Consider the following 23,480-nt stretch of genomic DNA (forward strand, 5'->3'; position numbering starts at 1 on the left):
TGCAACGTCGGCAGGTAGGACCGGGCGATGGACGTACTGATCGTGGGCGCGGGGTCGATGGGGACGTGGTTCGGGGACGCCGTCGACGCCCGAGTCTCGTTCGCCGATCTCGACCGAGACGCGGCGACGGCCGCGGCGAATGCGGTCGGCGGCGACGTCGCCGCCCTCGAGGCCGAGACGACGTACGACGTCGTCTGCCTCGCGGTGCCGATGACCCACGTGACCGACGCGATCGCCGACCAGGCCGAGCGGGCCGAGCGGGCGATCGTCGACGTGTCCGGCGTCATGGAACCCGCGATCGCGGCGATGGCGCGACACGCTCCCGACTTGGAACGGGTGAGCCTGCACCCGCTTTTCGCGCCCGAGCGGGCACCCGGCTCGATCGCCGTCGTTCGCGACCGATCGGGACCGGTGACCGACGAACTCCTCGCGGGTCTCGAGGCGCGGGGCAACGCGCTGCTCGAGACGACGGCGGCCGAGCACGACGAGGCCATGGAATCGGTGCAGTCGGCGGCCCACGCCGCGGTCCTCTCCTTCGCGCTGGCCGCGGAGTCGGTCCCGTCGGGGTTCGAAACCCCGATCTATCGGGGGCTGCGGCGACTCGCCGAGCAGGTGACCGGCGGCACACCGCGGGTCTACGCCGACATTCAGGCGACGTTCGACGGTGCGGACGCGGTCGCCGACGCGGCCGCCGAGATCGCAGCCGCCGACGCCGACGAACTCGAGTCGCTGTATCGGGAAGCGGCGGCGGGTTGGCAGGAGCACCGCGCCGAGGGACGCGAGGACGATACCGGGGGTGACACGGAGTGAACGACCAACGCGAATCTATTCGATCGAACGCGAAGTATCTGCGTAACGTCCGGCCGATCGACCCCGAGGAGATCTGCGAGTACGTCTCGGGGAACCCGCACCCGGCGGTCGTCAGGCAACAGCTCCGCGAGGAGGCCGCCGACCTCGAGCTGATCGAACGGGACGACGGCACGTTCGTCCCCGTCGACGACGAGCCGGTTTCTCCCCGTCGGGGACCGGTCGAGCGGTTCCCCGCCGCGTACGAGCGCCGGCTCGAGGACCTGCTCGTCGAGCGCTACGGGCCGAACTGGGAGAACGGGGCGTCCGGTGACCTGCTCCGGTCGACGATCCGCCGGTTCAAAGCCGACTACCTCGACGGCCGCTCCGTCGAGTACGACGACGACGTCGCCGCGGGCTACGCGATCTATCACCTGCCCGGCTACTACGCGGCGATCCAGTACGCGCTCGACGACATCGCGGATCGCGGGCTGCTCGACCGCACCCTCCGCGTCCTCGATCTCGGGGCGGGCGTCGGCGGCCCCGCGCTCGGACTCTGCGATTATTTGCCCGACGACGCCCTGCTCGAGTACCACGCGGTCGAGCCGAGCGCCGCCGCGGACGTCCTCGAGGCGTTGCTCGCCGAGACGGGACGGAACGTACATCCGACGATTCACCGGACGACCGCGGAGGCGTTCGATCCGAGCCAGGCCGTCGGCGGTGACGGGAGCGGCGACAGGTTCGATCCCACCGCGCCTGATGACGGCTTCGATCTCGTTCTCGCCTGTAACGTCCTGAGCGAACTCGAGGATCCCGCCGCCGTCACGCGGTCGTTCCTCGAGACGCTCGCGCCGGACGGCACCTTCCTCGCGATGGCACCCGCGGACAAGAACACCAGCGTGCAACTGCGCGAGGTGGAACGCGAACTCGAGGGTGAGCGGCTCTGGGACCGGGACGCCGTCGACTTCGAGACGACCGCCGCCGGGGACGCGGAGCGGTACCGGCGCGGCGAAGTAACCGTTTACGGCCCCGCGGTTCGGCTCTGGCCCGGCGAGACGCCGTCGGATCGCGGCTGGTCGTTCGACGTCCGGCCGGATCTGGACGTGCCCGCGGTGCAGCGCCGACTCGACGAGAGCGCGCCGGACGACGAGGAACATGCCGCCGGCGAGTTCGTCAACGTCGACGTGCAGTTCTCCTACTCGCAACTGCGGCTCGACGGCCGGCGGCGGATCGACATGGCCCTCGAGACCGACGAGTGGGCGAAGATGGCCGAGATGGAGCGCCACGTCACCGAGCGAATCGACCTCGTCGCGGCGAAGCTCAGCCGATCGCTCTCCGGCTCCGGGAACGGCGGTCGCGGGAGCGGGCGGTCGAACCCCCTGTTCAAGATCAGCGACGGCAGCGAGGACACCGATCACTACGCCGTCGTCACGAAGGAGACCGCGCTCAACCGACCGCTGCTCGAGGCTGACTACGGTGACGTGCTGTCGTTCGAGGGGATCCTCGCGCTCTGGAACGACGACGAGGAGGCGTACAACCTGGTCGTCGACGAGGAGACGATCGTCGACCGGATCGCCTGAGTCCCGGTCGCCGATCGGAGTACGGAAGCGGTGGGCTTTTCGCGCCGCCGGCCGAGCGGGCTGACATGAGCGACGACCGCGAGATCCTGTTGACCAACGACGACGGGATCGACAGCACCGGTATCAGGGCGCTGTACGACACCCTCTCCGAGCACGCCAACGTGACCGTCGTCGCCCCGGCCGACGACCGGAGCGCCTGCGGCCGGTCGCTCTCCCACGAAGTCGAAGTTGACGAGCGCGACCTGGGCTATGCGGTCCACGGGACGCCGGCCGACTGCGTCGTGGCCGGCCTCGCCGAACTCGGCCCGTATCCCGACCTCGTCGTCGCGGGGTGTAACAAGGGCGCGAACCTCGGGGAGTACGTCCTCGGGCGCTCGGGCACGATCAGTGCGGCCGTCGAGGCCGCCTTCTTCGACGTCCCCGCGATCGCGACGTCGCTGTACGTCCCCGTCGACGACACGCCCTTCGAGGACGTCGAGGTGACGGCCGAGGAGTACGCCGAAGCCGCGCGCGTCACCTCGTATCTCGCTGAGAACGCGCTCGAGGCGGGGGTCTTCGATCACGCGGCCTATCTCAACGTCAACGTCCCGCTGCCGGACGGCGAGCCCGCGCCGATCGAGATCACGCGTCCCTCGAAGCGCTACGAGATGGACGCCGAACGCGAGGGCGGCCACGTCACGCTTCACGACCGCGTTTGGGAGGACATGACCCCCGACTCGCTTCCCGATCCCGAGGGCACCGACCGCCGCGCCGTCGTCGAGGGCCACATCAGCGTCTCGCCGCTGACCGCGCCCCACACGACGAACCACCACGACACCCTCGATGCGCTCGCTGACGCGTACTCCGACGCCGTCGCGTCGACCGACCGGTGACGCCGATCACTCGCTCGAGAGACCGGCTCGATCGTGGTATCGACGGGTCCACGGCCGTGTCGTACATCCGGATGTGAGGCTCGGAAACCGGCGATTACGCAGTATCGGTCGTCTGGTACGTGTCGACGACCGTCCGAATCGCGTTGGTCGGCGAGCCTGTCGGTCGCGGAAAGTGATAACTGACTTGCGGGTCGCAAGGCGGCCGCTATTCGACGACGGGGCCGTCACGATAGTCATACCATAACTGACGGAATCCGATCATGGCACATACAAAACATAAAATCAAGGTAGGTGGGCGTTCAAGCTGTGGTAGTCCCAACGGAGCGTGATCCATACATGGTATTCAATACACTCTGGGCTCGTCTGTCGTCTCTCTGGAGCGGGTCGACCGACGACTCCCCATCGGACGAGTCCGCGACGGCCGCCGAGGAATCGAGCGAGGAATCCGAGGACGAAACGTTAAGCTACGCCGAAGAAATCGAGTACGGCGTCGATGAACACGACCTCCCCGACGAAGACAAGGTTCTCAGACTGCTCGTCAAACGCGGCGGCCGCGTCGACCAATCGACCGTCCGCGAGGAGACCGGCTGGTCGACGGAACGCCTCGAGGACGTCATCGACCGCATGGAAGACGAGGACCAGATCAGTGCTATCACCGTCGGTCGCAAGCGCGTGATCTGCCGGCGCGGGTTCGAACCCAAGGGCTATCGCGGCCATCTCAACGAGTAACGCGACCGATATCCGCGGCCAGTGATCGGATCCGCCGGCAGGGAGAGTCGACTCGAGTCCACCGACGGTCCACGACTGTTCTTTCTCTCTCCGGGTCGCTCTCGAGTGGCGATTCACCGCCCCGTCGGCGTCGCGACCGGTTCGGTACCCCGGCCGTCTCCCGGCCCAGGTTTATCCGTCCCATCGACGTACGACGATTCGATTCCGATGGAGCTCACGATCGAGGACGCCCAGGTCATCGTCGACTATGAGGGAACTGACTACGCGTTCGAGGTCGTCGGTGACAACGAACTCGAGTACGACGACACGAGCGGTTCGGACGCGGCGGTTCCCGACGCGATCGTCGAGGAGCTCGAGACGCGCGGGTACGTGGTCTACCCCGACTGAATTCGGGCCGTCGTTTCGACCGACGGCGACGGGTTCGGTTCCGCGTGAACGTTCCGCGAGTGGAAACGTTCATTCCATCCTTCTGCTATATCTCTGGTGGGGATGGCACACAAAGACGACGTAACGCGGGTGCTTGCAGCATGCACAGAGTGCGGATCGATCTATGCGGCCCGGCAGTGGCCCACTGGCGAGATCCGGATCATCGGTCAAGACGGCTGTTCGTGCGGAGCGACCGAGTTCGACCTCGTCGAAGAATCCGACGACGATTCGGGGGGAGATTCCTCGGAGTGAGCAGTCGCCCCGGCTCGATCACGGATTGAACGCGGCCGAAATGGATCGTCTCGATTTCGACTGGTCGACCAGCCGCGGCTCTCCCGCTCGGCTCGCCCTCGAGTCGATAGATCCGTGACCGTCTCGCTGAACGGACCATCACGTTTAAGCGGACGAATTGCGATCACCGCCTATGGACGTCGACGAATTCCTCGACGGCGAATCGCTCACCGGACGACAGGCGGGACTCATCTTCATCGGATTCCTCAGCTTCATCGTCCTCTCCGGGGTCGCCCTGGTCGCTCTCAGAGGCCTGTTCTAACCGGCGGTTCCGCCCTCGTGAGTCGATCGTCGCCTCGTGACGGCGGCCTCGAGTGCCCGTGAGCGGGGCGACCGTATCGGTGCGAGCGCGTGTTCGCGCGGACCGACGGCTCTCGTTCCGTGCGGGCGGGCGGTAGAACTCTTCGTCGCGAACGTGATCCGACTCGACTCGGTCGGCGGGCGATCGGTTCTGACCGTGGAGGTTACGATCCCGTTTCGACGAGGTCCGCTTCCCCGTGGGTCTCGTCGACGCTCGTCACGCGGACCGTGGCCTCGATCGCCGCGATGTCTTCCTCGAGAAAGAGGACGAAGCCGCTCTCGGTCTTGCAGACGAGCGTGCCGTCGGACTGCTCGTCGACGATGTCGACGGTGACCTCGTCACCGACTTCGGGTTTCCCGCCGAGGGATTCGCCGCATCGCCAGCAGTCAGTGTCGTACTCCGCGGACCCTTCCGGCGCGTTGTTCGCCCCGCATCGGGGCGTATCGCACTTGATGAACGAGTCGTGTTTTCCCGGCTGATAGCGTCCCACGTCGCCATCGACGCGACTGTTTCCTAAAAGGGTGCCGCTGGCTCGCCGCGAGAGTAGTATTCGGTCGACGCGAGAGCGCATCGAGTAGATCCGTTCGACGAGAGCACGGGAAACCCGGTTCGCGGCGAAAGGACTTAGATTCTGCATACGCGATGCATACACATGAGCACCTCCATTCGCGTCTCGGACGAGACGAAAGCGAAGCTCGATCGCCTCAAGCGCGATGACGAGAGTTTCGACGAATTGCTCGAGCGGCTGGCGAGCGACGAGGAGCCGATCACCGTCGGCGCGTGGGATTCGGACACCGCCGATCGCGCCCGCGATGCCATCAATCGGTCTCGAGAGAGCTTCGAGGGATGACGTTTCTCGATTCCTCGGTCATCATCGATATGCTCGAGGGCGTCGACGACACCGTCGAGTACGTCGAATCACAGGACGAACCGTATCTCACCTCGGCGATTTGCGTCTACGAGGTCCTCGCCGGAACGCTCGGCAGCGGCGAACCCGATCTCCGTGCGGAGCGACAGCACTTCGGCGGCGTTCATTCCCTCGCGTTCAACGAAGATATCGCGCTCGAGGCCGCCCGGCTCCGAGACGAACTCCTCACCGACGGCGACCGGATGGCCGTTCGCGACCTCATGATCGCGGCGACCGCTCGCTCGACCGGCGATCACCTCGTCGTTGCGGATTCCGACTTTCGAACGGACGCCCTCGAGTCCACACTGCACGTGACGAACCTCAGAGCGGACTGAATCTGGTATCTCAGGGTGCGTGCTCGTTCTCGAGTGGCCGCCGTAGCCTCCCGTCGGTTCAGTGTGTTGGTGGGACGACCGCTCGAGGACCTTCTCGAGGCCGGGGTTGATGTGCCACAATTTCTGCCTGATAGGGATATCGACCCAGACGATGACCAGTCGTTGTGTTAGTACCGCCTCGCGGTGTTCGAGCTCTATGTGTGCCTGATCGCTCTCGTGAAGGCGATCGTGAGGAGATTCCAGTTGTGGTAGACCTCCTTGAGAGTCTTCTCATCACGAAACAAGAACACTACCGCCAGCCGCCGGTTCTCGATGAGTTAGTGACGTATATCGACTCCCACTGACGCTGCTGGGATCGCACCGGACGAGCCGATCGTCGACGTCACTGATAAGACGATCGACCGCTGGATGCAGCGAGCTGCCGAACGACTCCAGGCCGAGAGCAGAGTCGATTGGAAGCGTCACTAGTTCTTGGAAGGTGACCGGACGGGGACCCGTACCGCCGAAGTGTTTCGCACACGTCTCGCAGAGACGGGACTGTCTCCTCGGTCAAGTGTGGTCTAATCATTGGACTCGAGACCGCAGGCACTCGCGACAATTTCGTCGGTGACGATTGCGACGACCTGGGCGGCAAGTCTATCGGGTGTCCGGGCGAGTGCGTTCCACTCTGGGGTGCAATTCTTTAGGCTGAAGTCGCTCATTTGCAGGTCACGAGCACCTCACTTTGAGAAGTATGTCTACAGTGATAGCGCTCTTGAATATCACATTTTCGTATTAATATAGATAGTATTTAAATAAATTCAGATACAGGTAGAAATGTAGCAATGCCAATCCATCAGTTGGTACAGGTTGGTCGTACGTCGGGCGGTGTTCTGCTTCCGAAGAACGAACTTCGGGCGCTTGGATTGGTCGATGACGAGGGGAACGTAAAAGATCAGCAGTGCGAGTGACGCGGACAGATGCAGGAACGTGGGAGGTATCTTTGATCGATCCAAATGACTACCCAATAGATTCGTGTCCATGACACCGACGAGGACAAGAATCTTAACAAACTTTTTGAGACGGACATCTCCTTTCCCCGAGATTATATCTGTGAAACGCCTTCTATAATATCATACTGTTGTAACGCCTATATGCAATAGTGCTGATTAGCGAAAGCCGTAGTAGAGTGCTAAGCTAGTAACAACGACGATAAAAGAAAGAAGGACTACGAGTATTGGGTCAAGAGCCATTTGGAACATACTCAGGAGGAACGAAATAACAAATGCGGTAATGTAGATCAGTATTCCTACCACAAGGATACGTCCAATTTGGTCAATAAGGTCACGGTTGCTGGCATCCATATATTTCACATCATTTCCGGATTGTAAAAGAAGTTCTGTTTTATTTCCGATAAAAATTAAGCATTCTCCTCGGCTATTAGTTCGAATTTATTATATTAAAAAATATATTAAAGGTATAATATTATTCATACTAATATAGGAAGTTATATACTACAGAAAAATAATTCTTAACTGCCATGAATAGAAGAAATATTATAACGACGGCTGGATCAATTATGGGATTAAGCGCAATAACGAGTTCGGGGGCGACCGCGAAGCAAGCTGATCATAGACTCCCGGTCGAATTCCAGTCCAAAATAATCGAAAGATACGGAAAAAAAGAAGGGGGGGGGGAAAGTCATAAAAGTTGTCCGAGGCCCTTATAAGCGGTTAAAAAGGGAAAATAGAACGGGATGAATTTAGAAACATCGTCACAGATACGATACTGAAAAGTAAGAATATGGACGGGATTCAGAACGATATTACTGAATTATGGACTCAAAAGCCACCACACCATCAAATCAAAGAATCAGAATGGTCTATAGAAGAAAATTTAGAAGTGATAAACGACCGCTCTAAAAATAGTATCACGGTGCAAGATGAAGGCGAAGAGTGGTTATTATCTTCAACTACTAAATATAAGGAAAAAACTACGACGGACAGTATTACAAGTAGTGAAACTGTAAATACTTCATCACCTTATCCCTATTGGGTGAGATTTACAAAATCAGAGACTGATAAACAAAGGTCTGGAGGGGCAAGATCTGGTTCAGTTGTTGACCCAATAAGATGGTGTGATACTAGTGTACCACGCTGTTACACGAATGAGGCATACCTTCGAACGCATGCTTCGGCAGCAATTTATGGGAGTGCGTGGAGTCACTCAAGAGGATATCTTACATTTAAACCGCATGAAGACGGGAATCATACTATTACTGCACAATATGGTCTAGATGGCAATTCAGACACTGGTGCCACTAAGATGTCTATTTTTGCAAGACGCCACAGTGATGGAGCAATAAACTCCAAAATAATTGATGAGCCAGTGACCGTAGATGATGAAGAGAGATCGAAGTATAAACAATTCAATTTGAATAGTAATGAATACTATGATATTGGTGTCGAACTATATTCTGTTGTAAATGCTTCAGGGTCCGCAAATAGCTCAGATTATTATTACTCAGATGACGCAAACGGATATCGTGGAGCTCGCATAAGAAAACACGACGATTCTTCAGAATCGATAAAGGTGAATACGTAAATAAGTCCTTTTCAATGTGATGTGTTGTGAGGGCCAAGGATTAGAATTTTCATTGGATCATCATTGAACTGTCCGCAAAGCCGGTCTTCGAGGACAATTTGCCCCCAGGTCGGGGCCGAGTCCCGTACTGATATCCACATTCTTCATGGTTTGTTGGGAGGACACTGAACATCGAGGACAGCGATGAGACTCAAGCTCTACCCCCAGCCAGTCCACAGCCCCGTGTCCGGTTCCGGCCCGCCAGCGAGTGCGGTGTCGACGAGGTTCCCGAGAGCGCGCCGCATCCGACCCGACAATGCCTGATGCGAGCAGTCGAGGTCGTCGGCGAGATCGTTCAGCGTAATCCCACGCGGAACCTCGAAGTAACCGTGCTCGAGGGCGGCTGCCAGCAGTGTCGCCTGCCCGTCCGTCAGCGGAGCAGCCTGCGTGTCGGTCGGAGACTGATCGCTCGTCATCGCGACTACCTCATGGACTCAGCCTCGATCTCGCCGGCCGTGACCGGCTGACATGCGGCCTTCACGTTCTCGGGGAGATCTTCGAAAGCCGACTGGAACCGAGTCGGATCCTCAAGCGGATCCGGGCTGCCGATATCCAGACCGGCAGCGCTGCCGTCGGAGAGTCGATCGTAGGTATCGCACGTGGTGCAGCGATGGGCCCGATCCTTCTCGTCATAGAACCCGCGCCGAAACTGGGGCGTGACGTGTGAGCCACAGCAGAGGCACTGGTCTTGGTCCGCATCAACATCGAACCGCATCATGGCCGACACCCCCCTCTTCAAGGGCAGGGCAGTCTTGCTCAGACTTTTTGATCGAAAGCCCACAGAACGCACAGACTGGTCGATACTCGGCGCTGCGCTCGAGGCTCACGCCGACCACCTCCCTCTACTGATCGCCGGACAGCGGCGTGGTCCGAACGGAACCGTGGTGAACTCTGTTAAAAATGGAACTCTCGAAAAACGGAATTCCCCGGATAACAGCGAGTACAGGGTTGTTACTCGAGTTTCAGGAACCCACGAGACAACAGTTAATTTCGAGTGGACTCGCCGGGATTTGAACCCGGGGCCTCTCCCATGCCAAGGGAGTGATCTACCCCTGATCTACGAGCCCTCGTACGCATCCCACAGTTCCCGTCGGGAATAGATAAACCCCTCGAATTCCTCGAGCCCCCGTCACGGTCCCACACTCTCACCGGCGAACGGCCCCGCTCGCCTCGAGCAGACCGGCTCAGACCCTCGGGGACCGATAATTCCAGTAGTTATAAGTTACACTACAAACAGTATTTCGATGGAAGCTACGTTTCCGAAACCACCGCGAGGGGCATGCGTCGAAATGCCCCGGGTGCTGAGACACCCGAAGCGTGGCTTCCAAGCCTACCACGGCTTTGCAAGCCATGTTCCAGTTGATTCTACCGAGACATAAACGTCTCGCACGACAGCAGCGCCAGCATCGTCCGTACTCGAGCCAGCAACCGACCCCCGACGGAGCGCCACAGTGACCGACGGCAATCCGGACGCGCCCGAGCCCGTTGCGGCGGATGCGTCCACCGACGCCGACGCCGCCGAGTCGGACGGCCACTCGAGCTTTCCGCCGTGTCCCCACTGCGACGACCGGGTGGTCACGGTCACGTCTCGAGGACCGATGACCCACGTCGCCGGGCCGTGTGGCTGTCGGCTCACGCCGAGAGACGTTCGTCGGCTGTAAGACTAGATCCCTACTCCCGTCACAGCCGATCGCTTCGAACACCACGAAAGCCCGCGTCAGCCCCTTTCAGTCTCGACCGTATCGGCTGGCCGGAATGCCACCGCGAGTGGTTACGAACGCTTTTTGCGCGTCCCGCGAGGAAACCTGACGATGGCCGGGGACCAGGACCGAGAGCCGAACCGAGACGAGACCGCTCGACGCGCGGCCGTGCGCGACACCTACGACCGGATCGCGACCCACTTCGCGTCCACGCGGGAGTACGCCTGGCCCGAGGTCGAATCTTTCGTCGACGCCCACGCGAGCGCCGACCGACTCTCCGACGGCGTCGGGCTCGACCTCGGCTGTGGCAACTGCCGCCACGCCGAACTACTGGCCGCCGACTGCGAGTCCGTCGTCGGCCTCGACGTCAGCCGCGGCCTGCTCGAGACCGGTCGGGAGCGCGCAAGCGAGCGCGCGTTCGACGTCGAACTGGTTCAGGGCGACGCGGCGACGCTGCCGTTAGCCGAGAACAGCGTCGACGTCGCAGTGTACGTCGCGACGCTGCATCACCTGCCGACGCGGGCGGCTCGCCGGGCCAGTCTCGACGAACTCGCGCGGGTGCTCGCCCCCGACGGCCGCGCGCTCGTCAGCGCGTGGTCGACCGCCCACGACCGGTTCGACGCGACCGAGGGCTTCGACACGACGGTCGAGTGGACCCTCCCCGGCGGCGAGCCGGTCGACCGATTCTATCACATCTACGCGCCCGACGAGTTCGAGGCCGACCTCGCCGCCAGCGACCTCGCGCTCCGCGAGTGGGAGCTCTCGAGTGGCAACTGTTACGCGACGGCCGCGGGCGCGGGGCCGACCGGGTAGTCGAGCCTGCATATGACCCGTGGCCGATTTCAAGTCCTATCCGCGCGGCTCGACTCGAGCCGCGCAACTCGAGGCCGTCCCGGCCGCCGATCGCCACTCGGGGGAGCGAGAGATAACCGAATTGCACCGTCGTGTAGAATCACCAACTGTTCCCCTGCTCCCTGCATCCGATTACCATGGAAAATTCGAATCGGTATTTTCACCCTACCAACGCCGCTGTTTTTCCGCCGACTATCAGTTAGTGAGAACGGAATGAAATGGTGTAAAACGTCCGGAACGGACGTTAATCGTCTGAAGAACGTCCGGCTTTTATGGATGTGTCGTCGCCAGTGCCGGACGCGCTATGACGGACTTCACCCGACGTTCGGCGCTGAAGGTCGCAGGCGCATCGCTTGCCGCAGCTACCGTCCCCGCGACGGTTTCCGCCGCCGAGTCCGACTGGACGATCGTCGAGACCCCGGTCGACACCACGCTCCACGACGTCACCGACACGGCCACGAACGCCCACGCGGTCGCGGGCGCTGGACTGGTCATCGAACGCACCGCGAACGGCTGGGAGGTCGTCCTGCAGGGCGGTCCCACCGGTAACGGGAACGACCTCTACGGCGTCGACACCACCGACGACGGCGAGCGGCTCTGGCTCGTCGGCTCGAGCGGTGCGATCGGTGAGTACGACGTCACCACCGGCAACCTGATCGATCGCTCGGCTCCCAACGACTTCACGGCGAACTTCAACGACGTCGCCGTCACCGGCCCCGCCGGCGAAGCGGACGTGTACGTGGCCGACGACTCCGGATCCGTTCACTACAGCTTCGACAACGGCAAGGAAGGCACCTGGAACTACGAGGTGCCCGGCAGCGGCTCCGGGCTGAAGGCCATCGAGTTCTACGACGCCCGCTCGGGCCACGTCATCGACACCAACGGGAAGGTCTTCGCCACCGACGACGGCGTCACCTGGAACCCGATCGGCATCGAGGACGCCGGCGTCACCTACTACGGCCTCGACAGCGACGCCGCGGACGACGTCTACGTCAGCGGCGGCAACGCCTCCGTCTTCGCCTACGACGGCAGCCGCTGGGTCCCCGAGAGCCTCGGCGATGCCGCCCTCTTCGACATCGAAACCGAGGCCGGCACCGGCTACACCGTCGGCAGCGGCGGCGCGATCTTCGAACTCGAAGGCGGCGAGTGGGTCCAGAACGAGACCCCGTCCGGCGAGAACCTCAAAGCCGTCACCACCGGCGACGTCGATATCGCCGTCGGCTCCGCCGGGACGCTGCTCGAGCGGTAAGCACTCTCGATATCGACGCCGTCGGAGTCGTTGCGCTCGCTCGAGCGGAACCGATCGATACCTGACGGTCCGCTATTTTTCGGCGCAGCGATACGACTGATACGGGCTAATCGCTAGCGGAAGGCGGATCGGAAAAGGAAGAGCCTTAAACGTGGAACGGAAATCAGGGGATGCGCGCGGATGGTCTAGTGGTAGGACCTGAGCCTTCCAAGCTCATGGCCCGGGTTCAAATCCCGGTCCGCGCATCACTGTTCTCCGTATCGTCAGCATCCATTCGAGCGAAGACCGTCTCAGTGCAGTAAGCCAGTGACCCACAAACAGGGTTCACGCGAAACTGGACGAGACGTAACTCGTGGCTTCCGGGTTTCCTCACGTAGACAGTACACGGTCCATCGACCTATGAGTGAAGAAACCGAGAACATCGTCCTCGTACCAGAACCGTCAGTGAAACACCTTAACCCTCGACAGCGCGTCTCCTACCGAGACCACCGGAGCAAGCTCGTCGACTGGATGCTCTCCGAGGGAAAAGATCCGAAGCGATCGATCGGCTACGCCCGTTCGACGACTCGTCAACGTTCGTACCGGCTCGATACGCTCTACCGAAAAACGTGGAAGGCAGAGAACCGATATACGGAGAATATCACCCCGACACATGCGGACGCTTGGATGGAAGAGTTAGCAGAGACGGACTACTCCCGGAGCTACAAACACTGCTGTCAGAAAGCGGCACAGACGTTGTTCAAGTGGAAACGACACGAGTTCGGCAGCTCGGTCGAATGGGAGCCGAAAATATCGTTTGTATCGCGATCGGTCCACAGTCCGCGCGATTTTCTCACGCGTGACGAACGGGAGCGCATCCGGGAGGCTGCACTCGAATATAGAGGGATTCCCGACTACGACGCCGTCACGCCTAACGAGCGCGAGAGCTGGTGCCAGTACCTCGCGCAGCGATTGGGAAAGCCGAAGGAGGATGTGACGGTAGACGACTGGGAAGCCGCGAACGACTGGAAGATACCGTCACTACTGTGGACGACGCTAGATGTCGGATTGCGCCCGATCGAAGTGCGGCGAGCGACGACGTCGTGGATAGACGCGGCGAACAGCGTGTTACGGATTCCGAAGGAGGATTCGGCGAAGAACACGGATCACTGGCAATGTAGCTTGTCGGACCGAACGGTGATGGCAGTCGAACAGTGGCTTGAAGAGCGGAGCTGTCGCGAGAAATACGAGGACACGGAGCAGCTCTGGCTCACTCGGTTCGAAAACCCGTATTCGACCGGATCACTGAACCGAATATTTAGAGAAATCTGTGCGGAGGCCGGAATCGCAGTGGTGAATCGAGACTTGACGTGGTACTCGATGCGCCACAGCATTGGAACGTACATGGCGAACGAATTGACGGTGAAAGCGGCCGCAGCACAGTTACGCCATCGGTCCATCAAATCCACGATACGGTACGATCGAGCGCCGATCGAGGAACGAAAGGCGGCACTCGAGCAGATGGGATGATTACTCATCGGAATTGCTACCTTTCTACTAATGTTCTGGCTGACACTCCCCATCAGTGCTGCTGGTTATACGTAGAACAAGTGCGAATAAAGAGCGGTGAGTAAGCACACCCACTTCGGTTCTGAGCGGTTGATCTACAAGTGTGATAACCGAGACACCTGGAAGCCTTGCTGGGACACAGAGGAACGCTCGCGAACGATCATAGCTGAATCGGCATGACTGGCCGTCTGGCTTTACTGCATTCACTAACTTTGGGCTTCAGTGTCATCATTCGTCGGAACTGTATGGAGCTGTCCTCGAAGGTATCGCTCGCCGTATTGCGTCAGCCGATACTTCCCCCGTTCGACCTCCTCGACGAGCCCGTGTTCGTCCAGTTCAATCAGCCGACGGTTCACTTCCTCCACGTGATAGATATGGGAACGGAACTGTCTGCAGGCGCATCTGGGAGCATCGCGCCCGAACTCACAGAGACGCTCGAGGAGGAGGCTAAATCCGCCCTCGATGACGCCGCGAACCGGCCGAGGAGGCAGGGATCAGCTACGACCGAAACACTCGTGAGGGCAATCCACACGAGGTGATCGAGGCGTACGTCGCCGAACACGATACCGATCTCGTCGTCATGGAGGCAAGCGGTCGTTCTGGATTGAAAGAACGGCTACTCGGCAATACGTCCGATCGGGTCATTCGCACAGTAGATACGTCTGTACTGCTAGCACGGCCGTGAATATGCCTATAGGATGTCGACTCATGCAGTATCCAATCGACGCGTATAGGGTGACATCCTTCGCACTGTAAACGGAGAAGGAGCGTCGCTGTCACAAGCAGTCGGATAGAACCCAACGACGGCGCGACTTCCCGGGTCAAGCGAATTGAGGATTCGCGTGCATCGCGAACCTCCGGTTCGCTCAACAGTGGTAGATCTATGAACTGGTTACTGAAACTTCTATCAAATATAGGCACTGCTCAGTGAGAAGTGCCTGTTATATTACACATATTCGTTAAATCACGTGGACTGATATCGGTTAAATTCCCTGGATAGTCTCGATAACGCCCATCGATTCGAGAATCATCCAGAGAAGGAACAGCCCATACAGTCCGAGGAAACCGTATGCTTCGAAGTCGGTGAGTTCGAGGTGAGTACGAGTGAACACGATAAATACGAGCGTAGCGAACGCGAGAAATCCCATCGTTGGGATCGCCGCGAGGAAGTTGATGGTCGCAGACCCCGCTAAGAGGACACCGACAGGGATAGCGACCAGGAGGTTAAACGTATTACTTCCGAGAACGTTCGTAAGACTGGTGACGCTGTCGTCATTCTGAGCGGCGCGAACACTGACGAATGCGTCGGGCAGACTCGTTCCGGCAGCGATAACGGTCAACCCCCACAGGAAACTCGGTGTGTCGAAGATTGCTCCAAGTGAGAGGGCGGCACGGACGATTCCCTCAACGCCGACGGCAATGACAAGTAGACCCACTGCAAGCGCTCCCCATTCTCGGGCCGGACGTACATCGAGAGAATCGTCAGCAACGTGTTCACTGGCATCCTGTTGGTGGAGAAAGACGTAAATTCCGTACGTGGCGAGTGGGAGTAGAGCCAACGTAGGCGTCAGGATCGCAGCGCGATTCGTTCCCCCTGGAACGTAGGTCGCACCGAGTGCGAAAATGATGAACAGGACGAGAACGCTAATGACGTAGAACTGGGCGTCTTTGTGAATGAGGTCGCGGGTCGCTTCCAGTTCCTCACTAGAGAGGGCTGAGAGAGCCGGAATCACGAGGAGGTTGAAGATGGCGCTCCCGACGATCGCTCCGACACCGAGAGAGAACTCGCCGTGAACGATCGTACTGATAACGAGAGAACTGATTTCGGGGAAACTTGAGCCGATGGCAACGACGATGGCCCCATGGACGGCAACCGGTAACCCATAGTGCTTACTCAGTCGCTCTGCCGCTTGCTCGAAGTATCCGCTTCCCTTCCAGATGACGAGTGCTGCGACGACTGCGAGAATGAGGGAACCAAGCAGTCCTGGCATCGATTATCGTTTGTCGACACACGATGAAAGATGTGTTTCCTTCGAACGGAGGTAACCGCTTCTGAATACTCTCAGGGATCACAGCCGTGGATGGCTACCGGACTCGATCACTCGGAAATCCTCTGTGATACGATCAACGAACTGGTCGACGTGCTCGAGGACGGCGACCTACTCGAGGCAGTGATCGGTGATATCGAGGATCCGCTCGATCAGGGACAGTTCGAGACGGCAGACCGCTGATCAGGAGTTTGTCAATTGTTGTCGGCCGGACTGATACCGAGCCCTCGCACACGGCCATCTTTTGTCCGCTAGGGTGGTACCGACGGCCGCGTACGACCGGGGGTATTTCTTTACCCCGAATTTGACGGTGAGTACATTACCCGGATTGAGGCATAATTACTAGTAGAATGGTTGGGACCCTAGCTCAGGCGCTTTCGTACACGATGTTGGCGGTCGTCGCCGCGCTCGTCGGAGGGATTCTGGCTGTCTACCGTACACCGGGACCACAAATGGAGAGTAATGTCCAGCACTTCGCGGCTGGCGTCGTATTCGCCGCCGTCGCCGCTGAACTTCTCCCTGATGTCCATACACGGGCTCCAACCGTGGTTGTCATTGGATTTGCGATCGGTGTCGCCACCATGCTTGGCATCCATCGACTCAGTAAGTACGTCGAAAAGCGAGGTATCGGCGGAAAGATGGCGGGTGCCGCTGGCCTGCTGATCACCGTGAGTATCGACATGCTGATCGATGGCGTCCTGATCGGTGTGACGTTTCTGGCGGAGGCGGCCACGGGAGTTCTCATTGCAGTGGCACTCGCAATCGAGGTCCTCTTTCTCGGCGTAACCGGCGTCATAGCACTCCCGGAAGAGACGAGTACGCTGAAGAAACTCGCCGTCCCCGCCGGGTTCGGGATTCTACTGTTAAGCGGAGTGACCACTGGCGTACTCGTGTTCGACGGCGTTACGGGCGCTCCAATCGCTCTCGTACTCGCGTTCGGATCTGCTGCTCTCCTTTATTTGGTAACCGAGGAACTCCTCGTCAAAGCCCAGAAGGTACCGGAAACACCGACATCCACGACGCTGTTCTTCGTCGGATTTCTTCTCATCTTTCTCCTCGATATGTTGCACTGAGCTTTAGAACTGTACGTACCGCTGACTCAGGTCCAGTGCCGCCCAAGAAGTTTGGAATCGTTGTCGTTTTCTATGCCTCTCCCAGATAGTTGTTCGGATCGAGTACAGTCATTTCCCCTGCACCTGTATTGGTCGGTGTCACTCGTACCGGCTAATCTGTTACGTTGCCGTCCTCGTCTACCAACCGGGACACCCGAACCACGCTCTTCCGAGGCATCGTCGACACCGGCGGAGACTTCGTTGACGGCGTGGTCGATATCTTGTATCACTGACCGGCCAGCGGTCAGTTGTATTCGAACTGTCGCCTTGCGCCATACAATGTATCACATGGAACAAGTTCAGGAGGGAACAATCGTCGCGTCCCAATAGCTGGCTGGAACACCAATCGGAGATCGTCCAGCGATTCCAGACCGGACTCCGAACCCGACAACGGCTGATGTCCGACCCCGTTACCCACAGCGATCCATAATGCGCCGCCCCGGTCGGGGTAGCTCAATCGTCCCAGTTAATGAGTGGTGCTCGCTCTGATTCGTGGAGGACGAACGGGCCGATAGCACCCGACTCCTTCGCGATAGAGGCCGTCCGAAGGACGTACGCAGTGAAGATAAAGAACGGAATCAACGCGAACGTTATGCCGCCGTTGATCAGCCAGACGAGTACGGGGACGCTGAGTACTGTTCCTGACACGGTCCCGGGCTTCAGATAGAGTGCGGCATAGATCGTGAGGAGGAGCGCCGGAATTCCCGTATAGAGGATCCGTCGGGAGAGGTTGACCAGTTCCCACTGGAGATAGTGGGCCTTGAAAAACTCCTCTGCAGGGCCGAACAGCTCCAAGATATCGACCAGATCGTCGATCGCCTCTCGTTCCTCGTCACTCAAACTCTCTTGATGCTCCCAGTACAGCCGACGAACGAGGTAGATCTTCCACGAGTAATTATACGAGAGGGCGGCTTGCATTATCGTGAACTCTCCGAATGGCGCGTCTTCCAACTCGTCGGTGATTTCGTCGGCGCTCGTAGTGATCCGATCGACTAGCTGATCGACCCGGTTCCGAAGGAGTTGGTCGGAATTTCCTTTCACGGCCTCCTGTACTGTCTTGGCCCGATCGACGCTCGTGTTGATGAGCGTACTGAGGAACCGCTCCGGCTTTGGCGGACCAGTCCATTGAAACTCCCGCTCGGAGTCCTTCCTGAACGCCATCGATTTATCCATCCGCTCGCGTTGTCGACCCAGCGATCCGAATTCCTCGGACAGGACGAGTTGATTGATCGAGACGACCAGCGTCATTCCGGTTATAAGAACACCGACGAGGGTCTGAAACAGCGTCTCGACCGTGTCTCCCTCAGTCAATATCGACTGGAAAGGGATGGGAAGCATACTGAAAACCGTAAGGAGAACGAAGCAGGTGAGCGTCAGTATTCCCGTAACGGTCAAGCGGCTTGCGCTGAACAGGACCCAGTCTCTGAGTGATCGTCCGTTATCCATTCTAGTTCAGGCATGTAAACGCTCGCCAGGGGAGCGCGGTTCAACGGTCATCTCTCGAGCGGAGTCCAGATCTACCGGTTTCACCTTGAATCGTCATCCGGAGGGCCAGCATCCTATGGCTGGTTCTCTTTCTCTGATGGACTGGTGCAGTAACGGTAATTTCTACGAGCGGGACTCATTCCCGAGCGACCAGCACCGAGGTAGTCACCGACTCGAGAACGTCCTCCGTCGTGCTCCCGAAGAGTCGTTCTGTGAGGGTCGAATCCTCGCTTTCTCCGATCACGATGAGGTCGATCCCGTTATCGGCGCTATACTGAGGTATTGCGTCTTCTGGAAATCCTTCGAGAACGGCTCGTTCGGACGTGACTCCAGCCTCGTCGGCCATTTGCTCGGCCTGCTCGAGCGCCTCTTCCGCTTCCTCATCGAGTGCTTCGGTGAGGTCATCCGCGATGTCGCCAACGGCAGATGCGGACATCTCTGTCCCGACGTCTACAACGTGCAGGAGATGCACCTCGGCACCCATACTCGACGCGATTTCCATCCCGTGATCCAGCGCTGTGACGCTCGCGTCAGAGCCATCCGTCGGGATAAGGACGTCGCGGTACACGTCAAAGCCCTCTTTCCTGAACGGCAAAAAGCGTGCGCCTGTGTTAGACGGCCTCACGCTTTTTTGCCTCAACGTCGATGGACCAATACCGAATGCAAGCACCCGAAATCCTCCTTCGTCTCGTCGCGGGTGCCGCGTTGATTCTCGCCAACGGGTTTTTCGTCACTATCGAGTTCGCGCTAACTCGCGCCCGACAGTATTCCGAAGCCGAGTTCATGGAACCCGGTCTCGAACGCGCGTGGGAGATGACCGAGGACCTCGAAATCTATCTCACCGGGTGTCAGGTCGGCATCACCGCCGCTAGCATCGCACTGGGTATCGTCGCCGAACCCGCACTCGCAGCGCTGTTCGAGCCGTTGTTCGGCGGGACGGTTCTCGCGTCGATCGGCGCGGGCGTGATCTTGGCGTACATCATCGTGAGCCTGGTACACAAGGTCTATGGCGAACAGGCCCCCACCTACCTCGGCGTCGAGCGCTCGAAACAGGTCTGCCGCTACGGCGCGACGCCGCTGTATTGGTTCACGTGGGTCATTCGACCGATTCTCCGCGTCGGTGACTGGGTGGCGAAAGGGACGCTTTCGCTGTTTGGCGTCGAGATGACCGGTGCGTGGCTCGAATCCGACGGCGAGGATATCGAGGGGCGTGCGGACCTCCACCGACAGCTCGGGTCGATACTTGACGACAGCGAGGTTTCCGAAGAGCGTCGTCAGGAAGTGATGAACGCGTTGGTGGTCGAGGAAATCCCCATCCGTGACACCATGGTGCCGCGTGAGGAGATCGTCACGCTCTCGACCAACAATACCCCTGAGGAAAACCTCGCGGTCATCGAGGAGCATCCACATCTCCGCTTTCCGCTGGTCGGCGAGGACATTGACGATTTCCAAGGGGTCGTTTACCTCGCGGCGGTCACAAACCAGTTCGAGGCGTTCAAAAACGGCGACATCGACATCGAAGACCTCGCCGAGCCACCGATGACGCTGCCGGCCGACGAGGAAATCAGCAACGCTATCGACCGCTTCCAGACGGAAAATCAGGAGCTCGCGCTCGTCACTGAGGAGGGACGGGTCGTCGGCCTGCTAACCTCGACGGACGCCTTCGAGGAAGTGATGGGCGAACTCGAGGACCCAATTGACGCCTACCAGCGCGAACAACGCGGGGACGACGCATCGGGACTAGACTCCCAGAGCGACCCGGCTTGAGACATCTCGTGAGGATAAGATCCGTCGTAGCGCGAAGAATCGGTTTGCAGACAAGCCGTTTATCCGTGTTGCTACTCGTATAACTTGGTATGCCGATGACCGCGCTCGAAGCCTCCATCAGGCTTATCGCCGGTCTATTACTCATTCTCGCCAACGGGTTTTTCGTCGCCATCGAGTTCGCGCTAACCCGCGCCCGACAGTATTCCGAAGCGGAGTTCGTGGAACCCGGAAGAACCGCTCTCGAACGCGCGTGGGAGATGACTCAGAATTTGGAGATCTATTTGACCAGTTGCCAGATCGGGATTACGTTCTCGAGCATCGCGGTCGGTATCGTCGCCGAACCCGCGCTCACGGCCATCTTCGAACCGCTGTTCGGTGGGACGGTTCTCGCATCGGTCGGCGCAGGGGCCATCCTCGCGTTTCTCATCGTCAACCTCGTCCATCTGACCCACGGCGAGCAGACCCCTACCTATCTCGGCGTTGAGCGCTCGAAACTGGTCTGTCGGTACTGTGCGACGCCGCTGTACTGGTGGACGCGAGCCATCTGGCCGATCATCAAGTTTGGAGACGGGGCGGCGAAATGGACGCTTTCGCTGTTCGGCGTCGAGATGACCGGCGCGTGGCTCGAAACCGAAGCCGACGTCATGCAGGGGCGTGCGGGCCTCTACAAGCGCTTCGGCTCGGCTCTCGAAGAGGGAGAACTCTCCGAGGAACGCCGGCAGGAGGTCATGAACGCGCTGGCCGTTGGCGAAATCCCGGTCGAGGTGATCATGGTTCCGCGCGAGGAGATCATCGCGCTCTCGACCGAGAACACCCCCGAGGAGAACCTCGAGCTCATCGAGAAACACTCCCATTCTCGCTACCCCGTGGTCGGCGAGGACATGGACGACTTCCGCGGCATCGTCTATCTCCCGACGATCACGAACCATTTCGAGGAACTCATGAGCGGTGACATCGGCATCGAAGATATCGCCGCGTCGCCGATGACGCTCCCGGCCAAGGAGGAAATCAACGACGCCATTGATCGCTTCCAGACGGAAAATCAGGAGCTCGCCCTCGTCACTAAGGGCGGCGAGATCGTTGGTCTCCTGACCTCGACGGGCGCCTTCGAGGAGGTCATGGGCGACCTCGAAGATCCGATAGACGAGCGGGCCGGACGCGCGCGCCGCGGTGCGGACCCGACCGGGACCTGAAACGACCTGACGTCTCGTTCAGGCGATCGTAGTGGGTTCTGTCTGGTTATCGGTGTCTTGGCGGTGCCCCTCGGCGATCAGCCGCTCGACGAAGCGCTGGAGTACCTTTCCGGTCGTCGGGGTCGGACCTTCGAGCAGTTACGGATCAATCTGAACCACCACCCCGCCACTGAGACGATAGTCGTCAGACCGACTTGCGACCAGAAATTCGTCGCTCACTTCGATACGCAGATCCTGGTCGATGGATTCGTCGACGCGGACGAAGCCAGTCTCGAGATCAACTGGTGGACACATCCGGCCAGGATCGACGACCAGTTCAAATTCCACTACGTCGAGTCGTCGGGCTACGGTTGCGGCTGGCACCGACAACCGCATCCGGAAGAGTCGGACATCCCGTTCGACCACTTCCAGCAGCGGGCCTCGCCGGAGAGCAACTACCAGTCCCAGGGCGTCGACTTTCTAGAAGCCACTCCCGTCGGACTACCGTGGAAGTGACGCGAACGCGACTTTCGAGGATCATCCGATCTCGGTACGATCATAATACGGGATTTTAGGATTCGCTGGCAACCCCGCCGTAAATATCTTAGTGACGGTCTGTGTTGCGTCGCCCGATGAACCGCAGCAATCGCTCATAAACCACATCAGGTGTCACGTCCTCGAGTTCGTCGTCGGTCGAAGGCGTCATAGAACGCTTCCCACAGTGTTAGTTACGGCCCCTTATACAGCGAACATACTGATGAGTAGGTTTGCGAATTGAACGGTGGCACTCCTGTCAATTACCGGTGGTATTGACAGAGCTGTGCTGAATACATAGCGCGAATGTCGCACGAGATTCGGCGCGATTTACGACGGTAGTGATCGCTCAGTACAGCGTGAGTAGTTTTCAATACATGTGTAGCATAGCGCAAGCATAGATCTTACCACTTTAAGGGAGTGCCTGTTCGGTGGAGGGATCCTGTTATGCCAGAGAAACAGAGGAATCTAGTCCTCAGTAATTCGGACGATTCGCGTCGATCCTTCATGAAGAAGGGTGCGCTCGCGACAGGCGCACTTGCCCTCGGTGCATCGGGAACTGCGATGGCGCAGGAAGACGACGGAGTCTTCGGCGATCTTGACGACGCCTGGAAAGCGCTCATTCAGGTCGATAACTTCCATCCGAACGCCCGGTTCACGTTCGTCTCAGGGGTTATCGAGTGGTCGCCGAACTACGGCGATGTGCAGGACAGCTGGTTCTCGGACTACAACACATATCAGATTCGGTGGCTCAATACCGACGAGGTCGTTCCGTTGTATGTCGCACACGACGCAAATATCGGCGAGTATGACGAAGAGCTTGGATTCATCCCCGACGCCGACGATGATCAGAACCAACCGCAGTTGTTCGAGATGAACCAAGAATGGACTCCATTTAGCGACAACAACCGGCTCATCACCGTCAACGCCAGTCCGGTTAGCGAGGACGAGGAAGACAATATTCTCGACACAGAAGACTGGTGGCAAAATACTGAGTAGGCATTGCGGTGTCACCCGCCTCAGCGACGGAATTGAAGCTAATTTTCTAATTTCTTCGGCTTAGCTGACAGCGTACGCAATTGGCGTTACGTACATGTGCGTACTGAGCAGAATTGTCTTTGAAGCAGCGGTCCATTCACGGATCATTCGTTATTGCCCATTCGT

Annotated in this window: 29 protein-coding genes and 2 tRNA genes; 24 read left to right on the plus strand and 7 right to left on the minus strand. The window is 59.2% G+C overall.

Annotation, left to right across the window (positions count from 1 at the left end):
* Positions 1–27 precede the first annotated feature (27 nt).
* The 7 genes from LDH66_RS12475 (at position 28) to LDH66_RS22965 (ending at position 4,946) form a co-directional block, all read left to right on the plus strand.
* Entirely contained in the window at positions 28–810 is a 783-nt protein-coding gene (locus LDH66_RS12475; RefSeq protein ID WP_226481402.1) for a prephenate dehydrogenase/arogenate dehydrogenase family protein, read from the plus strand.
* Positions 807–2,366, plus strand: a complete 1,560-nt coding sequence (locus tag LDH66_RS12480; protein ID WP_226481403.1) for a small ribosomal subunit Rsm22 family protein — start codon at positions 807–809, stop codon at positions 2,364–2,366. Before LDH66_RS12475 ends, LDH66_RS12480 begins: the two co-directional genes overlap by 4 nt.
* 65 nt (positions 2,367–2,431) lie before the next feature.
* A complete protein-coding gene (gene surE, locus LDH66_RS12485; protein WP_226481404.1) occupies positions 2,432–3,238 on the plus strand; it encodes a 5'/3'-nucleotidase SurE in 807 nt (268 codons plus the stop codon).
* Positions 3,239–3,574: 336 nt separating this feature from the next.
* Complete coding sequence (locus LDH66_RS12490; protein ID WP_226481405.1) at positions 3,575–3,967, plus strand: helix-turn-helix transcriptional regulator; 393 nt, start codon at positions 3,575–3,577, stop codon at positions 3,965–3,967.
* Between the two features lie 207 nt (positions 3,968–4,174).
* Entirely contained in the window at positions 4,175–4,354 is a 180-nt protein-coding gene (locus tag LDH66_RS12495) for a hypothetical protein (RefSeq protein WP_226481406.1), read from the plus strand.
* Positions 4,355–4,456: 102 nt separating this feature from the next.
* Entirely contained in the window at positions 4,457–4,645 is a 189-nt protein-coding gene (locus tag LDH66_RS12500; protein WP_226481407.1) for a hypothetical protein, read from the plus strand.
* Positions 4,646–4,817: 172 nt separating this feature from the next.
* A complete protein-coding gene (locus LDH66_RS22965; RefSeq protein ID WP_264182383.1) occupies positions 4,818–4,946 on the plus strand; it encodes a hypothetical protein in 129 nt (42 codons plus the stop codon).
* A 202-nt stretch (positions 4,947–5,148) separates the two neighbouring features.
* Here LDH66_RS22965 and LDH66_RS12505 read toward each other — a convergent pair whose 3' ends face one another.
* The gene (locus LDH66_RS12505; RefSeq protein WP_226481408.1) at positions 5,149–5,475 is read right to left on the minus strand and encodes a TRAM domain-containing protein; all 327 of its coding nucleotides are present in this window, start codon (positions 5,473–5,475) and stop codon (positions 5,149–5,151) included.
* Positions 5,476–5,637: 162 nt separating this feature from the next.
* Here LDH66_RS12505 and LDH66_RS12510 point away from each other — a divergent pair, with 162 nt between their 5' ends.
* The 4 genes from LDH66_RS12510 (at position 5,638) to LDH66_RS12525 (ending at position 8,810) form a co-directional block, all read left to right on the plus strand.
* The gene (locus LDH66_RS12510; protein WP_226481409.1) at positions 5,638–5,835 is read left to right on the plus strand and encodes an antitoxin VapB family protein; all 198 of its coding nucleotides are present in this window, start codon (positions 5,638–5,640) and stop codon (positions 5,833–5,835) included.
* Positions 5,832–6,227, plus strand: a complete 396-nt coding sequence (locus LDH66_RS12515; protein ID WP_226481410.1) for a PIN domain-containing protein — start codon at positions 5,832–5,834, stop codon at positions 6,225–6,227. The genes LDH66_RS12510 and LDH66_RS12515 overlap by 4 nt, the downstream gene beginning before the upstream one ends.
* 824 nt (positions 6,228–7,051) lie before the next feature.
* The gene (locus tag LDH66_RS23390) at positions 7,052–7,177 is read left to right on the plus strand and encodes a DUF8053 family protein (RefSeq protein ID WP_484549486.1); all 126 of its coding nucleotides are present in this window, start codon (positions 7,052–7,054) and stop codon (positions 7,175–7,177) included.
* 832 nt (positions 7,178–8,009) lie between these two features.
* Positions 8,010–8,810, plus strand: coding sequence for a hypothetical protein (locus LDH66_RS12525; RefSeq protein ID WP_226481411.1), 801 nt, complete (start codon positions 8,010–8,012; stop codon positions 8,808–8,810).
* Positions 8,811–9,007: 197 nt separating this feature from the next.
* Here the strand turns inward: LDH66_RS12525 and LDH66_RS12530 are convergent, their stop codons facing one another.
* The 3 genes from LDH66_RS12530 to LDH66_RS12540 all read right to left on the minus strand — a co-directional run bounded on the left by LDH66_RS12530 (position 9,008) and on the right by LDH66_RS12540 (position 9,916).
* The gene (locus tag LDH66_RS12530; protein WP_425492942.1) at positions 9,008–9,265 is read right to left on the minus strand and encodes a helix-turn-helix domain-containing protein; all 258 of its coding nucleotides are present in this window, start codon (positions 9,263–9,265) and stop codon (positions 9,008–9,010) included.
* 5 nt (positions 9,266–9,270) lie between these two features.
* Positions 9,271–9,567 (minus strand): DUF7563 family protein, encoded by a 297-nt coding sequence (locus LDH66_RS12535; protein WP_226481412.1) that lies wholly within the window; start codon positions 9,565–9,567, stop codon positions 9,271–9,273.
* Positions 9,568–9,844: 277 nt separating this feature from the next.
* Positions 9,845–9,916 (minus strand) — tRNA-Ala (locus tag LDH66_RS12540).
* Between the two features lie 384 nt (positions 9,917–10,300).
* Between LDH66_RS12540 and LDH66_RS12545 the strand changes: the two genes are divergently transcribed.
* The 7 genes from LDH66_RS12545 (at position 10,301) to LDH66_RS23130 (ending at position 14,883) form a co-directional block, all read left to right on the plus strand.
* Positions 10,301–10,510 carry a hypothetical protein gene (locus LDH66_RS12545; protein ID WP_226481413.1) on the plus strand — a complete coding sequence of 70 codons (210 nt, stop codon included), beginning with the start codon at positions 10,301–10,303 and terminating at the stop codon, positions 10,508–10,510.
* A gap of 150 nt (positions 10,511–10,660) precedes the next feature.
* The gene (locus LDH66_RS12550; protein ID WP_226481414.1) at positions 10,661–11,362 is read left to right on the plus strand and encodes a class I SAM-dependent methyltransferase; all 702 of its coding nucleotides are present in this window, start codon (positions 10,661–10,663) and stop codon (positions 11,360–11,362) included.
* Between the two features lie 343 nt (positions 11,363–11,705).
* Positions 11,706–12,650, plus strand: a complete 945-nt coding sequence (locus LDH66_RS12555; protein WP_226481415.1) for a WD40/YVTN/BNR-like repeat-containing protein — start codon at positions 11,706–11,708, stop codon at positions 12,648–12,650.
* A gap of 174 nt (positions 12,651–12,824) precedes the next feature.
* Positions 12,825–12,895, plus strand: a tRNA-Gly gene (locus LDH66_RS12560).
* Between the two features lie 61 nt (positions 12,896–12,956).
* Entirely contained in the window at positions 12,957–14,159 is a 1,203-nt protein-coding gene (locus LDH66_RS12565) for a tyrosine-type recombinase/integrase (protein WP_226481416.1), read from the plus strand.
* Positions 14,160–14,443: 284 nt separating this feature from the next.
* Positions 14,444–14,737: a hypothetical protein gene (locus LDH66_RS23125; RefSeq protein WP_319004354.1), complete on the plus strand. Its 294-nt coding sequence runs from the start codon at positions 14,444–14,446 to the stop codon at positions 14,735–14,737.
* Positions 14,692–14,883 carry a universal stress protein gene (locus LDH66_RS23130; RefSeq protein WP_319004363.1) on the plus strand — a complete coding sequence of 64 codons (192 nt, stop codon included), beginning with the start codon at positions 14,692–14,694 and terminating at the stop codon, positions 14,881–14,883. Before LDH66_RS23125 ends, LDH66_RS23130 begins: the two co-directional genes overlap by 46 nt.
* A 298-nt stretch (positions 14,884–15,181) precedes the next feature.
* On the opposite strand, the gene LDH66_RS12575 is transcribed toward LDH66_RS23130, so the two are convergent.
* Positions 15,182–16,189, minus strand: a complete 1,008-nt coding sequence (locus LDH66_RS12575; RefSeq protein WP_226481417.1) for a sodium:calcium antiporter — start codon at positions 16,187–16,189, stop codon at positions 15,182–15,184.
* A 90-nt stretch (positions 16,190–16,279) separates the two neighbouring features.
* Here LDH66_RS12575 and LDH66_RS12580 point away from each other — a divergent pair, with 90 nt between their 5' ends.
* On the plus strand, positions 16,280–16,429 hold the full coding sequence (locus tag LDH66_RS12580; protein WP_226481418.1) for a hypothetical protein: 150 nt from the start codon (positions 16,280–16,282) through the stop codon (positions 16,427–16,429).
* 167 nt (positions 16,430–16,596) lie between these two features.
* Positions 16,597–17,319 carry a ZIP family metal transporter gene (locus LDH66_RS12585; protein ID WP_226481419.1) on the plus strand — a complete coding sequence of 241 codons (723 nt, stop codon included), beginning with the start codon at positions 16,597–16,599 and terminating at the stop codon, positions 17,317–17,319.
* A gap of 492 nt (positions 17,320–17,811) precedes the next feature.
* Here LDH66_RS12585 and LDH66_RS12590 read toward each other — a convergent pair whose 3' ends face one another.
* Both LDH66_RS12590 and LDH66_RS12595 read right to left on the minus strand, forming a co-directional pair.
* The gene (locus LDH66_RS12590) at positions 17,812–18,804 is read right to left on the minus strand and encodes a DUF7972 family membrane protein (protein ID WP_484549487.1); all 993 of its coding nucleotides are present in this window, start codon (positions 18,802–18,804) and stop codon (positions 17,812–17,814) included.
* 175 nt (positions 18,805–18,979) lie between these two features.
* Positions 18,980–19,411 (minus strand): universal stress protein, encoded by a 432-nt coding sequence (locus LDH66_RS12595; RefSeq protein ID WP_226481421.1) that lies wholly within the window; start codon positions 19,409–19,411, stop codon positions 18,980–18,982.
* A 92-nt stretch (positions 19,412–19,503) separates the two neighbouring features.
* Between LDH66_RS12595 and LDH66_RS12600 the strand changes: the two genes are divergently transcribed.
* The 4 genes from LDH66_RS12600 to LDH66_RS12615 all read left to right on the plus strand — a co-directional run bounded on the left by LDH66_RS12600 (position 19,504) and on the right by LDH66_RS12615 (position 23,315).
* Positions 19,504–20,610, plus strand: a complete 1,107-nt coding sequence (locus tag LDH66_RS12600) for a CNNM domain-containing protein (protein ID WP_226481422.1) — start codon at positions 19,504–19,506, stop codon at positions 20,608–20,610.
* 95 nt (positions 20,611–20,705) lie between these two features.
* Positions 20,706–21,803 carry a CNNM domain-containing protein gene (locus tag LDH66_RS12605; RefSeq protein WP_425492950.1) on the plus strand — a complete coding sequence of 366 codons (1,098 nt, stop codon included), beginning with the start codon at positions 20,706–20,708 and terminating at the stop codon, positions 21,801–21,803.
* A 63-nt stretch (positions 21,804–21,866) separates the two neighbouring features.
* Positions 21,867–22,298 carry a toxin-antitoxin system TumE family protein gene (locus LDH66_RS12610; protein WP_226481424.1) on the plus strand — a complete coding sequence of 144 codons (432 nt, stop codon included), beginning with the start codon at positions 21,867–21,869 and terminating at the stop codon, positions 22,296–22,298.
* 465 nt (positions 22,299–22,763) lie between these two features.
* A complete protein-coding gene (locus LDH66_RS12615; RefSeq protein WP_226481425.1) occupies positions 22,764–23,315 on the plus strand; it encodes a twin-arginine translocation signal domain-containing protein in 552 nt (183 codons plus the stop codon).
* The last annotated feature ends 165 nt before the right edge of the window (positions 23,316–23,480 follow it).

The organism is Natrinema amylolyticum (assembly GCF_020515625.1).
In the GTDB taxonomy this organism is placed as follows: domain Archaea; phylum Halobacteriota; class Halobacteria; order Halobacteriales; family Natrialbaceae; genus Natrinema; species Natrinema amylolyticum.